This is a genomic window from Lentzea sp. HUAS TT2, assembly GCF_051853195.1.
Lineage (GTDB): Bacteria > Actinomycetota > Actinomycetes > Mycobacteriales > Pseudonocardiaceae > Lentzea.
This window is the reverse complement of sequence record NZ_CP196667.1, coordinates 918,256-931,541: the sequence shown is the minus strand read 5'-3', so window position 1 is coordinate 931,541 and position 13,286 is coordinate 918,256. Positions and strand designations below refer to the sequence as shown.

Here is a 13,286-nt window from a genome sequence, read left to right as displayed (position 1 = left end):
GCGGACTCGTTTGTGCACCTGCACGTGCACACCGAGTACTCGATGCTCGACGGCGCGGCGAAGGTGGCCCCGCTGTTCGAAGAAGCCGAGCGGCTCGGCATGACCGCTGTCGGTATGAGCGACCACGGCAACATGTACGGGTCCGACGAGTTCTACCAAACGGCGATGAAGACCGGCATCAAGCCGATCATCGGCATCGAGGCCTACCTCGCGCCGCACAACCGCCTGCACAAGAAGCCGGTCGCCTGGGGCGATCCCGGCCAGCGCAGCGACGACATCTCCGGTGCCGGTGCCTACACGCACATGACGATGTGGGCGCGCAACCCCGACGGCCTGCGCAACCTCTTCCGCCTGCACACCGAGGCGAGCAAGACGGGCTACTACTACAAGCCCCGCATGGACCGCGAGCTCGTCGCGGAGCACGCCGACGGCATCATCGCGACGACCGGCTGCCCGTCCGGCGAGGTGCAGACCCGCCTGCGGCTCGGGCAGCCCGACGAGGCGTTCAAGGCCGCCGCCGACTACCAGGAGATCTTCGGCAAGGAGAACTTCTTCCTGGAGCTCATGGACCACGGCCTCGAGATCGAGCGCAGGGTCCGCGACGGCCTGCTGGAGATCAGCAAGAAGCTCGGCATCCCGCCGCTGGCGACGAACGACAGCCACTACGTCACCAAGGACCAGGCGGACACGCACTCCGCGTTGCTCTGCGTGCAGTCCGGCAAGATGCTGACCGACCCGAACCGGTTCAAGTTCGACGGCGACGGTTACTACCTGAAGTCGTCCGAGGAGATGCGGCAGATCTGGAAGGACCTGCCGGAGGCGTGCGACAACACGCTGCTCGTCGCGTCGATGGTGGAGTCGTACGACGACATCTGGAGCGTCAAGGACCGGATCCCGAACTTCGAGGTGCCCGAGGGCGAGGACCAGGCCTCTTGGTTCCGCAAGGAGATCCGGCGCGGCCTGGAGTGGCGGTTCGCCGGCCAGGAGGTGCCGGAGGAGTACATCAAGCGCTGTGACTTCGAGGCCCAGGTCATCATCGACAAGGGCTTCCCGGCGTACTTCCTCATCGTCGCCGACCTGATCAGCTACGCCCGCAGCGTGGGCATCCGCGTCGGTCCCGGCCGTGGTTCGGCCGCGGGTGCCGCCGTGTCGTGGGCGATGGGCATCACGAACATCGACCCGATCCCGCACGGTCTGCTGTTCGAGCGGTTCCTGAACCCCGAGCGCACCGCCATGCCCGACATCGACATCGACTTCGACGACCGCCGGCGTGGCGAGATGATCCGCTACGCCAGCGAGAAGTACGGCGCCGACAAGGTCGCGCAGGTGATCACGTTCGGCACCATTAAGACCAAGGCGGCGCTGAAGGACTCGGCGCGCGTGCACCACGGTCAGCCGGGCTTCGCGATCGCCGACAAGATCTCCAAGGCGCTGCCGCCGCCGATCATGGCGAAGGACATCCCGCTCAACGGGATCGTCAACAAGAGCCACCCGCGCTACGGCGAGGCCGCGGAGGTCCGGTCGCTGCTGGAGACCGACTCGCAGGTGAAGGAGATCTTCGACACCGCGCTCGGTCTCGAGGGCCTGATCCGCAACGCCGGTGTGCACGCCTGCGCGGTGATCATGTCGAAGGACCCGCTGACGGAGTCCATCCCGCTCTGGTACCGCGACGACGGCTCGTTCATCACCGGCTGGGACTACCCGTCGTGCGAGAACATCGGCCTGCTGAAGATGGACTTCCTCGGGCTGCGCAACCTCACGGTGATGGGCGACGCGATCGAGAACATCGAGGCCAACCGCGGCAAGGACGCGGTACCGGACTTCGACAAGCTCACGCTGGACGACCCGGAGACCTACGCGCTGCTCGGCCGCGGTGACACGCTCGGCGTGTTCCAGCTGGACGGCGGGCCGATGCGCGACCTGCTGCGCCGCATGCAGCCGACGACGTTCGAGGACATCGTCGCGGTCGGCGCGCTGTACCGCCCCGGTCCGATGGGTGTGAACGCGCACAACGACTACGCGGACCGCAAGAACGGCCGTCAGGAAGTCAAGCCGATCCACCCGCAGCTCGAGGAACCGCTCAAGGTGATCCTCGGCGAGACGCACGGTCTGATCGTCTACCAAGAGCAGATCATGTTCATCGCCCAGGAGGTCGCGGGCTACTCGATGGGGCGCGCGGACGTGCTCCGCAAGGCCATGGGCAAGAAGAAGGCCGAGGTCCTCGCGAAGGAGTTCGAGGGCTTCCAGCAGGGCATGCGCAACGACCCGCGCGGGTTCTCCGACGAGGCGATCCAGGCGCTGTGGGACACGATCCTCCCGTTCGCCGGCTACGCGTTCAACAAGTCGCACGCGGCCGCGTACGGCCTGATCTCGTACTGGACGGCGTACCTCAAGGCGAACTTCCGCGCCGAGTACATGGCCGCCCTGCTGACGTCGGTCGGTGACAACAAGGACAAGTCGGCGGTCTACCTCGCCGAGTGCCGCCGCCTGGGCATCAAGGTCCTCCCGCCGGACGTCAACGAGTCGGCGCTGCGCTTCGGTGCGGTCGGCACGGACATCCGCTTCGGCCTGGGCGCGATCCGCAACGTCGGCGCGAACGTCGTCGAGTCGATCATCAAGACCCGCAAGGAGAAGGGCAACTACACGTCCTTCACGGACTTCATGGACAAGTCCGAGCTCGTCGCCTGCAACAAGCGCGTGATCGAGTCGCTGATCAAGGCGGGCGCGTTCGACGCGTTCGGTCACCCGCGGCTGTCGCTGATCCAGGTGCACGAGGACGCGGTCGACGCCGTCGTCCCGATCAAGCGCAAGGAGGCGGAGGGGCAGTTCGACCTGTTCGGTGGCGACAGCGCCGACGACCAGGACGACAGCACGTCTCCGTTGGCACACCTCAAGTTCGGCACCGACGAGTACCCGCGCAAGCAGATGCTGAGCCTCGAGAAGGAGATGCTGGGGCTGTACGTGTCCTCGCACCCCCTCGACGGCGCGGAACGGATCCTGCGCAAGTTCGCACCGAGGCCGATCGCGGTCGTGCTCGACGATCCGCCCAAGGAAGGCGAGCTGATCGTCTCGGGCATGATCTCGTCGATCGAGCGCCGGGTGAACAAGAACGGCCTGCCGTGGGCGATCACGGTCATCGAGGACCTGGACGCGTCCATCGAGGTGCTGTTCTTCCCGAAGTCCTACGAGGTGCTGCGCGACGACCTGGAGCTCGACTCCGCCGTGTGCGTGAAGGGCAGGGTGAACTGGCGCGAGGACAAGATGGCGATCTTCGGTGACGGTGTCGTCCCGCTCGACATCAGCGACGCGGAGGCGAACCCCGGCGCGGACCCGCCCCTCGTCCTCGGGCTGCAGACCAAGACGCTGACGCCCGAGTTGATCGAGGAACTGAAGAGCGTCTTCAAGTCGCACGAGGGTCAGGTCGCCGTGCACCTGGAGGTGCAGAAGCGCGACAAGTCGAAGGAGATGATGGTGGTGGGCAACTTCCGGGTCAACACCACGCCGTCGCTCTTCGGTGACCTCAAGACCATCCGCGGCATCACGATCCACCGCTAGGCCGGTTCAGAGGTCGAGGACCAGGTCCGTCTCCGGTCGCGCGCAGCAGATCAGCGCGCTGCCGGGGGCCGGTGGTTCCAGCGGGTCCGGGCGGTTGATGACCGTGCCGGACAGCACCGGCGTCACGCACGTGTGGCAGACGCCGGTGCGGCACGACCAGCGGGTCGGGACGTCGCAGGCCTCGGCCAGGTCGAGCAGGGACTCGTCGTCGCGCCACGCCACCGTGAGGCCGCTGCGGGCGAACGTGATCTTCGGGCCGGTGCCCGCCGGAACGGGCTGGTGCGGGGCGACGGTCTCGGTGCCGACCAGGCCGGGGTTGATGGCCGTGCGAGCGCCGAACAGCTCGCTGTGGATGCGGGCCGGGTCCAGGCCCCGTTCGATGAGGGCCTCGTGCATGTCGTCCATGAAAGCGTTGGGGCCGCACAGATACGCGCTCGCGTTCGCAGGCAGGTCGGCGAGGCTCGCACGGGTGAGCCGGCCGTTGTCCGAGTAGTGGACGAGCTCGTGCGTGGGGTTGAGCTCGCGCACCTCGGCGGCGAAGGCGTAGTCGGCGGAACGCGTTGTGTGCAGCCAGAAGACCTCGCGGCCGGTGCCCTTCAACGCGTGCAGCATCGCGAGCACCGGCGTGACGCCGACCCCCGCGGACAGCAGGATCACCGGTTCGTCGCCGGGGTGCAGCGTGAAGTCGCCACGGGGAGCGGCGACGTCGAGCGTGTCGCCTGCCTTCAGGTGCTCGTGGAGCCAGGTGCTGACCACGCCGTCGCGTTTGACGCTGATCCGGTAGGAGTCCGACGAGATCGAGTAGCTCCGCACTCCCGCCGGTGTGCGCACAGTCAGGTACTGGCCTGCCTCTGGACGCGGACCGTCACCGGCGAGGCGGAACGACCTGATGGACGGACTCTCCTGCGTGACCGCCTCGACCCGCAACGGCCGGAACCCTTCCCAGCCAACGGGTTCGGGCTCCGCAGGCGTCAGCAGGTCGTGGAACGAGCCCTGCCAGCCGAGGCTCAGCGCGGGGATGTCGACGGCCTTGCGGAGCTGTTCGGGATCGCGGTCCGGCAGGTAGAGCAACGCGTCGATCGCGGCCACGCTCATCCGGTGCCGGCCGACCGCGGTGCGCACGATCTCGTCGCCTGCCTTGACTTCGCCCTCGGTGATCACACGCAGGTAGAAGCCGGGGCGGCCGTGCGCGACCATCAACGACGGCATGCGCGGCTCGTCCAGCCGCATGCCGACGCGGTAGCAGGTGACGCGCGGCTGGGTGACCTCGAACTCGGACTCACCGATGCGGAACCGGTCGCCGATGTGCACGTCGGTGTCGGCCAGACCCTCGACGGTGAAGTTCTCCCCGAACTGGCCGTGGTCGAAGGTGCGGCCCAGCTCCGATCGCCAGTGCTCGTACGACTCCCGCTGGTACACCAGAACAGCGCGGTTCTCGCCGCCGTGACCGCCCAGGTCGCCCTGGCCGTCGCCGTCGATGTTGAGCCTGCGGACCATCAGCGGCCCGTCGACCGGCTGCTTGAAGATTCCGGTGTGGACGGTCCGGTCGTGCCAGGAGACGTCCTTCGGCAGTCCGACGTTGAGCGACAGCAGGCGGGCCATCACTTCTCTCCTCGCGTGCGCTGGTAGTGGCGGCGGGCCTTCATCCGGTTGCCGCACACCACCATTGAGCACCATCGGGCGCTGTTCGGCTTGCTGTGGTCGAGCAGGAACAGCCGGCACTCGGGGTTCGCGCACGGCCGCAACCGGCCGGGACTCGACAGTCGCAGCCCGTCCCAGGCGAGCACGGCCCTTGCGGCGGCGGTGTGTCCCTCCGGGAGGTCGAGCTCCCAGGTCACGCCGGTCGCGTTGCCGTCGAGTTCGCGGAGAGGAGGGCCGCGCTGTTCGCGTCCCGCGAGGCCACCAGCCCGGCCGGACGCGTCGGGCAGGCCGACGAGAGGGACAGGGCCATCACCTTCTGCACAAGAATGGCCGGATTCGAGTCGGATGTCGACTATCGGCCCAATGACCACTTTCGCGTTGTGCAGCTGACGACACCGGGATCGGCGTGACGTGGGCTGCAGGTAGGACCGTTGCGGCGCAACTACGCGAGCTTCTTCGACTTCGAGGACCTGGACGGCAGCACGTGGACAGTGCAGGAACGGGCATTGCCCGAGAAATAGTGGCGAGGGTTGAGTAAACGGGGTTAACTGGGTGAGGTGACGACACTCACCCGGTTGCCCGACGACTACGTCCAGAACCCGCACGCGGTGCACGACCTGTTGCGCGCCGAGGGGCCGGTGCAGGAAGTGATCCTGCCGCACGGCCTCAAGGCCTGGCTCGTCACTCGGTACGACGAGGCGAAGATCGCTCTCACCGACCCCAGGGTCAGCAAGAACATCCAGGAGGGCGGCCACCTGATGGCCAAGCACTCCACCCAGACGCACGTGCGCCGCGAGGTCGAGCCCACGCTCGCCGTCCACATGCTCAACCTCGACCCGCCCCACCACACCCGCCTGCGCAAGCTCGTCACCAAGGCCTTCACCGCCCGCCGCATCGAGCTGATGCGCCCGCGCGTGCAGGAGATCGCGGCCGAGCTGATCGCCAAGCTGAACGACGGCGACGAGGTCGACCTGCTGGAGGTGTTCGCGTTCCCGCTGCCCATCACGGTGATCTGTGAGCTGCTCGGGATCCCGATCGACAACCGCGACGACTTCCGCGAGTGGTCCAACCAGCTGCTGTCCTTCGGCACGCCCGAACAGGTCGAGCTCGCCGCGTCCTCCATGGCGGGCTTCCTGTTCCAGCACGTCACGGCCATCGCCGAGGCAGAGCCGAACGACACGTTCTTCTCCGCCCTCGTGCACACCGACGACTCCGGCGACCGGCTGAGCACCGAAGAACTGATCTCGATGGCGTTCCTGCTGCTCGTGGCCGGCCACGAGACGACGGTGAACCTCATCGGCAACGCGGTGCTGTCGTTGCTGCGCAACCCCGACCAGCTGCAGGTCCTCAAGGACCGCCCGGAGCTGATCCCGGCGAGCACCGAGGAGTTCCTGCGGCTGGAGGGGCCGATCAACGTCGCGACCTTCCGCTACACCAAGGAACCGATCGAGCTGGGCGACGTCACGGTGCCCGCCGACGAGATCCTGATGGTGTCGCTGATCGCCGCGAACCGCGACCCGCAGCGCTACGAGAACGCCGACCAGCTCGACGTGACGCGGTCCGCCCAGGGTCACGTGGCGTTCGGGCACGGCATCCACTTCTGCCTGGGTGCACCGCTGGCCCGGCTGGAGTTCGACGTGGCGCTCACGCAGTTGCTCGCCCGGTTCCCGAACCTGACGCTCGCCGCCGAGCCGGAGACGTTGGGGTGGCGGGACAGCACGTTGATCCGCGGCCTGCACACCCTGCCCGTGCGCCTCGCCTAATCTCGGGCGGGTGGACGACCTGCTGAAGCTCGACCAGGCGCACGTCTGGCACCCGTACGGCCCGATGCCGGGCACCCAGGAACCGTTGCTCGTCTCCGAGGCCTCGGGTGTCCGGCTGACGCTGGCCGACGGCCGCGAGCTGGTCGACGGCATGTCGTCGTGGTGGGCGGCCATCCACGGCTACCGCCACCCCGTGCTGGACGCGGCCGTCACCGGCCAGCTCGGCCGGATGAGCCACGTGATGTTCGGCGGGCTCACGCACGAGCCCGCCATCAGGCTCTGCGAGAAGCTCGTCGAGATCACCCCCTCGGAGCTGCAGCACGTGTTCCTGTGCGACTCCGGCTCGGTGTCGGTCGAGGTCGCCGTGAAGATGTGCCTGCAGTACTGGCGATCGCAGAACCGGCCGGAGAAGCACCGCCTGCTGACCTGGCGCGGCGGCTACCACGGGGACACGTTCACCCCGATGTCCGTGTGCGACCCCGACGGCGGGATGCATTCGCTGTGGCGTGGAATTCTGCCGCAGCAGGTGTTCGCGGACGAGCCGCCGGCCGAGATGGACACCGCGTACGTCCAGCACCTCGCCGACCTGATCGAGGAACACGCCCACGAGTTGGCGGCGATCATCGTGGAGCCGGTCGTGCAGGGCGCGGGCGGCATGCGCTTCCACGACCCGCGCTACCTGCACGTTCTGCGTGAGCTTGCGTACACCCACGACGTGCTTCTCGTGTTCGACGAGATCGCCACGGGGTTCGGGCGCACCGGCGAGCTGTTCGGTGCCGACCACGCGAACGTCAGCCCGGACGTCATGTGCCTGGGCAAGTCGCTGACCGGCGGTTATCTGACGATGGCCGCCACTTTGTGCACGTCACGGGTCGCGGACGGGATCAGCAGGGGCGAGGTGCCGGTGCTCGCGCACGGGCCCACGTTCATGGGCAACCCGCTGGCGGCGGCGGTGTCGCTGGCGTCGATCGACCTGCTGCTGTCCCAGGACTGGAAGCGTGAGGTCGCACGCATCTCGGCGGGGCTCACGGCCGGACTCGCGCCCGCACGCGCGTTGCCCGGTGTCCGGGACGTACGCGTGCTGGGCGCCATCGGCGTCGTGCAGCTGCATGAGCCCGTGGACATGGTGCGGGCCACCAAGGCCGCTGTGGACGCGGGTGTGTGGCTGCGGCCGTTCCGCGACCTGATCTACACGATGCCGCCGTTCATCAGCACGGACGACGACATCGCGGCGATCTGTCAGGGCGTGATCGCGGCCGCGAGCTGAGTGTCGGTCGGCTCGACCAGGAAGTCACCGTTCGGGAGCACGACGACAGGGATGTTCTGGCGGCCCGCGATCTCGATCGCCTTGTCCCTGGCCTCGTCGTCGTTCGCGACGTCGAGGTAGGTGAACGGCACGTTGTTGCGGGTCAGCCACGACTTGGCCCGGCGGCAGTCACCACACCACTCGGCGCCGTACATCACGATCGGTTGCTCGGTCATGCCCTCACGTTAGGTGACGTCCTAAGGTGAGGACCTGTGAGCGTGCTGGTGATCACCGGAACCGGGACCGAGGTCGGCAAGACCGCCGTGACCGCGGGCATCGCGGCGCTGGCCAGGGCAGAAGGCAGACGGGTCGCGGTGCTCAAGCCCGCGCAGACCGGTCTGCTGCCCGGCGAGCCTGGCGACGTGGCGGAGGTGGCGCGGCTGGCGGGCGACGTGACGACCCGTGAGCTGGCCAGATACCCCGACCCGCTGGCGCCCGCGACCGCGGCGCGCAGGGCCGGCATGGCCACCGTGCACCCCGCGGACGTCGCCGCCGCCGTGACGGAGCTCGACGCCACCCACGACCTGGTGCTGGTCGAGGGCGCCGGTGGGCTGCTCGTGCGGTTCGACGAGGGCGGTTCGACGCTGGCCGACATCGCGTGGGCGGTGAACGCGCCCGTGCTCATCGTGGCCCAGGCAGGGCTCGGCACGCTGAACACGACCACGCTGACGGCCGAGGCGCTGCAACGGCGTGGCATCGAGTCGCTCGGCGTCGTGGTCGGCAGCTGGCCGTTGCACCCCGACCTCGCCTCGCTGACGAACCTGGCCGATCTGCCCGACGCGGCGGGTGGCCCGTTGCTCGGCGCGCTGCCCCAGGGTGTGACGAAGCTCGGTTCTGTGGATTTCCTGGCCGTTGCCAAGAGATCGTTTTCACCGTGGTTCGGCGGCGAGTTCGACCCGGAGACGTTCGCGGCTCAATTCGCGGTCCAGTGATCTACGTCGCTCCACGATGAAGGATTCAGTGAGGCACACTGGCTCGCCAGGCCACAGAGGAGGAGAGACCGTGACCGCAGCACCGGAACAGATCGACGTGCTCGACGAGGCTCGTGAGCAGGTGCTCGAACGAGGCGTCGGACTCACCGAGGCTCAGGTGCTGAAGGTGCTGGAGCTCCCGGAGGACCGCATCCCGGACCTGCTGGCCCTGGCGCACGAGGTTCGTGAGCGCTGGTGCGGCCCCGAGGTCGAGGTCGAGGGCATCGTCTCGCTCAAGACCGGCGGCTGCCCGGAGGACTGCCACTTCTGCTCGCAGTCCGGCCAGTTCCCCTCGCCGGTGCGTTCGGCGTGGCTCGACATCCCGGGCCTGGTCCGCGCGGCGCGGCAGACCCGCGACACCGGCGCGACCGAGTTCTGCATCGTCGCGGCCGTGCGCGGCCCGGACAAGCGGCTGCTCTCGCAGGTGCGCGACGGTATCAAGGCCATCCGCGAGGACGGCAACGACATCCAGATCGCCTGCTCGCTCGGCATGCTCACGCAGGAGCAGGTCGACGAGCTCGTCGCGATGGGCGTGCACCGCTACAACCACAACCTCGAGACGGCCCGCTCGCACTTCCCCGAGGTCGTGACCACGCACTCCTGGGAGGAGCGCTGGGACACGCTGCGGATGATCCGCGACGCCGGCATGGAGGTCTGCTGCGGCGGCATCATCGGCATGGGGGAGACGCTGGCGCAGCGCGCGGAGTTCGCCGTGCAGCTCGCGGAGCTGGAGCCCGACGAGGTGCCGCTGAACTTCCTCATCCCGAACCCCGGCACGCCGTACGAGAACTACCCGGTCGTGGAGGGCGCGGAGGCGTTGCGCACGGTCGGCGCGTTCCGGCTGGCGCTGCCGCGCACGATCCTGCGGTTCGCCGGTGGCCGTGAGCTGACGTTCGGCGACCTGGGCGCGAAGCAGGGCATGCTCGGCGGCATCAACGCGATCATCGTCGGCAACTACCTGACGAACCTCGGCCGCCCCGCGCAGCAGGACCTCGACATGCTCGAAGAGCTGTCGATGCCCATCAAGGCGCTGAGCCAGACCCTGTGATGATTACGGCCATGTACTGCTCGTTCTGCGGCAAAGAGGAAGCTGACGGCGACCACGCGTTCTGCCGTCAGCGGCTGTCCATGATCGACCCGCCGCGGTACTGCCCGGAGTGCGCGCGCCGCATGGTCGTCCAGGTGACCCCGGACGGCTGGACGGCGCGCTGCAGCCGCCACGGAGAGACCGCTTCTGCTCGGTAGTAACCTCTCGCGAATGGACGAGAAAGCAGCGCCGGTGCGCATCGAACCCGTGCCGGAGCCGCCGTACGTCTACCACTACTACATGCGGCCACGGCCGAAGGTGGTGGTGAAGCGGGACCTGCTGCCGAGCGTCGTGGTGGCGCTGACGACGTTCGCGTTCGGGCTGCCCGCCGCGTACCTGTGGTCGTGGCTGGCCCCGGCGCAGCTCAAGATCGTCTCGCCGCAGGACGGCAAGTTCTACCCGATCGGGCTGGAGAGCTACCACCGGCTCGACGCGCTGATGGTGTTCGTGCTGATCGGGCTCGGCGCCGGTGTGGTCACCGGGATCGCGACGTGGCTGCTGCGGCAGCGGCGCGGGCCGATCGTGATGCTGGGCATGACCGCGGGCTCCGTCGCGGCCGGGTGGATGGCGCAGTGGATGGGCGGCAAGCTGGCCCTGGGCGCGTACCCGGCGCCGGCGTCGATCAAGCCGAACGACACGTTGCTCATCGCGCCCGCTTTGGAGACGTGGTGGGGAATTCTGGCGTGGCCGCTGGCCGCCGCGCTGGCGTACGGCTGCTGCACGGCGTGGAACGGTCTCGACGACCTGGGGCGACGCCTCGGCTGAGAGCTCGGGGCGTCGCCCTCCAGCGGCCTATCCGACCCGATAGGCGAAGTCCGGCATGTCCGTCACGAACATCTGACCCGGCGCGTGCGTGATCGCGAACGGCGGCTTGGACTTCATCAGCACCGCCTGTGGCGTCACGCCGCACGCCCAGAACACCGGCACGTCACCGGGTTCGTGCTCGACGGCGTCCCCGAAGTCGGGCTCGTCGACGTCTCCGATCCCGAGCATCCTCGGGTCGCCCGCGCCGACAGGGGCGCCGTGCACCGACGGCATGAGCGCGGTGACCTTGTGCGCGATGTCCACAAGGGACTCCGGGATCCAGCGCATCGACACGACCATCGGTCCGTGCAGCCGTCCGGCGGGCCTGCACTGGATGTCCGTGACGAACATGGAGACGTTCCGCTGCTGTTCCACGTGCCGCAGCGGCACCCCGGCGTTGGTCAGCGCCGTCTCGAACGTGAAGCTGCAGCCGATCAGGAACGTCACCAGGTCGTCGCGCCAGTGGTCCGTGGCGTCCTCGGGTTCTGCTGTCAGCTCGCCGTTCTCCCACACCCGGTACTGCGGCGCGTGGGTGCGCACGTCCGCGTCCTGCTTGAGCGCGCTGACGGTCTCGCCCGCGTCCAGCACGTCGAGCACGGGGCACGGCTTGGGGTTGCGGTGGGTGAAGAGCAGGAAGTCGTACGCCCAGTCCCGTGGGATGGCGATCAGGTTGGCCTGCGCCTGTCCCGGCGCCTGTCCCGCGGTCGTCATTCGAGCTCCTTGTTGACGGTCTCCGGCAGCCAGATGAGTGCGATGACCGCGATCCCGTACGCGGCCGCCCCGAACAGCATCGCACCGCCGATGCCCAGCCGGTCGGCCATGAACCCGACCAGACCGGGGAACACCGCGCCGAACGCGCGCCCGAAGTTGTACGTGAAGCCCTGCCCCGTTCCCCGCAGCGCCGTCGGGTAGAGCTCGGACAGGTAGCTGCCGAAGCCGCTGAAGATCGCGGACATGCAGAACCCGAGCGGGAAGCCGAGGAACATGACCAACGTGTTGGCACCGTTGGGGATCTGCGTGTACGCGACGATCAGCAACGCGCTCGCGACCGCGAAGATCACGAAGGTCTTCTTGCGCCCCAGGTAGTCCGTGAGATAGCCGCCCGAGACGTAGCCGATGAACGCACCGGTGATGAGGAACGCGAGGTACCCGCCAGTGCCGATGATCGTGAGGCCGCGCCCTGTCTGCAGGAACGACGGCAGCCACGTCGCGAGCGTGTAGTACCCGCCCTGCACACCGGTCGCGAGCAGCGCGGCGAACAGCGTGGTCTTGAGCATCGGACCCTGGAAGATCTTCGGGAACGTGCCGCGCTCGCGGGGCTGCGACTTGGTCTCCGGCGCGTCGTCGACGTTGCGGCGCACGTAGAAGATGAGGATCGCGGGCAGTGCGCCCGTCCAGAACATGATCCGCCAGGAGATCGCCGGGTCGGCCAGGCTCGCCACCAGCGTGTTGACGACGACCGCGAGCCCCCAGCCGACGGCCCAGGCGCTCTGGATGAACGCGACCGTGCGGCCCCGGTACTTCGGCTTGCAGTACTCGGCCACGAGGATCGCCCCGGCCGCCCACTCACCACCGAAACCCAGGCCCTGCAGGGCGCGGAAGACCAGCAGCGTCTCGTAGTTGGTCGCGAAACCGCACAGCACCGTGAAGAACGCGTACGCCGCCACCGTGATGATCAGCGTTTTGGAGCGGCCGAACCGGTCGGCCATGATGCCCGCCACCGCGCCGCCGATGGCGCTCATGAGCAGCGTGCTCGTGCCCAGCAGGCCCGCTTCCGCCTTGGTGAGGCCGAAGTAGCCGGTGATGGCGACCAGGCTCAGGGGCAGGACCCAGTAGTCGTAGGAGTCGAGCCCGTAGCCGCCGAAGGCGCCGACGAACGCGCGCTTGCCCTTCTGGCCGAGACTGCGGAACCAGGCGAAACGGCCTGTGTCCTCGGTCGTGGACGTGCTCATGGGACACCTCGCAGCGTGGTGGAGGAGTGGTCGAGTGTGATGTGGGCCTCAGAGTACAAAATTGTTCAACAATCCCACAAGGCCACAATCCAACGATCCGACAATCGGCGCGCGGAGATGGGCTTGATGGCGTCCGGGGGTGCGGCTCAACGGCCTGCGGGCCGGCTGGTGGCATCTGCAAGTACCACCACCGCAAGATCATCGAGC

General features: G+C 68.2%; 12 protein-coding genes. 7 read left to right on the top strand and 5 right to left on the bottom strand.

Features of this window, described 5'->3' with window-relative positions; translation table 11 throughout:
* The first annotated feature begins 42 nt into the window (after positions 1 to 42).
* A complete protein-coding gene (gene dnaE / locus ACSHWB_RS04695; protein ID WP_439664517.1) occupies positions 43 to 3,555 on the top strand; it encodes a DNA polymerase III subunit alpha in 3,513 nt (1,170 codons plus the stop codon).
* 6 nt (positions 3,556 to 3,561) lie between these two features.
* Here dnaE and ACSHWB_RS04690 read toward each other — a convergent pair whose 3' ends face one another.
* Positions 3,562 to 5,157 carry an MOSC domain-containing protein gene (locus ACSHWB_RS04690; protein WP_439660855.1) on the bottom strand — a complete coding sequence of 532 codons (1,596 nt, stop codon included), beginning with the start codon at positions 5,155 to 5,157 and terminating at the stop codon, positions 3,562 to 3,564.
* Complete coding sequence (locus ACSHWB_RS04685) at positions 5,157 to 5,393, bottom strand: CGNR zinc finger domain-containing protein (protein WP_439660854.1); 237 nt, start codon at positions 5,391 to 5,393, stop codon at positions 5,157 to 5,159. Before ACSHWB_RS04685 ends, ACSHWB_RS04690 begins: the two co-directional genes overlap by 1 nt.
* A gap of 360 nt (positions 5,394 to 5,753) precedes the next feature.
* Here ACSHWB_RS04685 and ACSHWB_RS04680 point away from each other — a divergent pair, with 360 nt between their 5' ends.
* The gene (locus ACSHWB_RS04680) at positions 5,754 to 6,959 is read left to right on the top strand and encodes a cytochrome P450 family protein (RefSeq protein ID WP_439660853.1); all 1,206 of its coding nucleotides are present in this window, start codon (positions 5,754 to 5,756) and stop codon (positions 6,957 to 6,959) included.
* 64 nt (positions 6,960 to 7,023) lie between these two features.
* Positions 7,024 to 8,226, top strand: a complete 1,203-nt coding sequence (locus tag ACSHWB_RS04675; RefSeq protein ID WP_439664516.1) for an adenosylmethionine--8-amino-7-oxononanoate transaminase — start codon at positions 7,024 to 7,026, stop codon at positions 8,224 to 8,226.
* Here ACSHWB_RS04675 and ACSHWB_RS04670 read toward each other — a convergent pair.
* Positions 8,199 to 8,441 carry a glutaredoxin family protein gene (locus ACSHWB_RS04670; protein ID WP_439660852.1) on the bottom strand — a complete coding sequence of 81 codons (243 nt, stop codon included), beginning with the start codon at positions 8,439 to 8,441 and terminating at the stop codon, positions 8,199 to 8,201. The genes ACSHWB_RS04675 and ACSHWB_RS04670 overlap by 28 nt on opposite strands.
* A gap of 36 nt (positions 8,442 to 8,477) precedes the next feature.
* On the opposite strand from ACSHWB_RS04670, the gene bioD reads away from it, so the two are divergent.
* From bioD to ACSHWB_RS04650, 4 genes are all read left to right on the top strand, one after another.
* The gene (gene bioD / locus ACSHWB_RS04665) at positions 8,478 to 9,197 is read left to right on the top strand and encodes a dethiobiotin synthase (protein ID WP_439660851.1); all 720 of its coding nucleotides are present in this window, start codon (positions 8,478 to 8,480) and stop codon (positions 9,195 to 9,197) included.
* Between the two features lie 70 nt (positions 9,198 to 9,267).
* Positions 9,268 to 10,284, top strand: a complete 1,017-nt coding sequence (bioB, locus tag ACSHWB_RS04660) for a biotin synthase BioB (RefSeq protein WP_093597363.1) — start codon at positions 9,268 to 9,270, stop codon at positions 10,282 to 10,284.
* Entirely contained in the window at positions 10,284 to 10,481 is a 198-nt protein-coding gene (bsaP, locus tag ACSHWB_RS04655; RefSeq protein ID WP_439660850.1) for a biotin synthase auxiliary protein BsaP, read from the top strand. The genes bioB and bsaP overlap by 1 nt, the downstream gene beginning before the upstream one ends.
* A 13-nt stretch (positions 10,482 to 10,494) precedes the next feature.
* The gene (locus tag ACSHWB_RS04650; RefSeq protein ID WP_439660849.1) at positions 10,495 to 11,088 is read left to right on the top strand and encodes a DUF2567 domain-containing protein; all 594 of its coding nucleotides are present in this window, start codon (positions 10,495 to 10,497) and stop codon (positions 11,086 to 11,088) included.
* 27 nt (positions 11,089 to 11,115) lie between these two features.
* Here the strand turns inward: ACSHWB_RS04650 and ACSHWB_RS04645 are convergent, their stop codons facing one another.
* Together ACSHWB_RS04645 and ACSHWB_RS04640 are read right to left on the bottom strand one after the other, a co-directional pair.
* Complete coding sequence (locus ACSHWB_RS04645) at positions 11,116 to 11,838, bottom strand: putative hydro-lyase (RefSeq protein ID WP_439660848.1); 723 nt, start codon at positions 11,836 to 11,838, stop codon at positions 11,116 to 11,118.
* A complete protein-coding gene (locus ACSHWB_RS04640) occupies positions 11,835 to 13,079 on the bottom strand; it encodes an MFS transporter (RefSeq protein ID WP_439660847.1) in 1,245 nt (414 codons plus the stop codon). The genes ACSHWB_RS04645 and ACSHWB_RS04640 overlap by 4 nt, the downstream gene beginning before the upstream one ends.
* Positions 13,080 to 13,286: the final 207 nt, after the last annotated feature.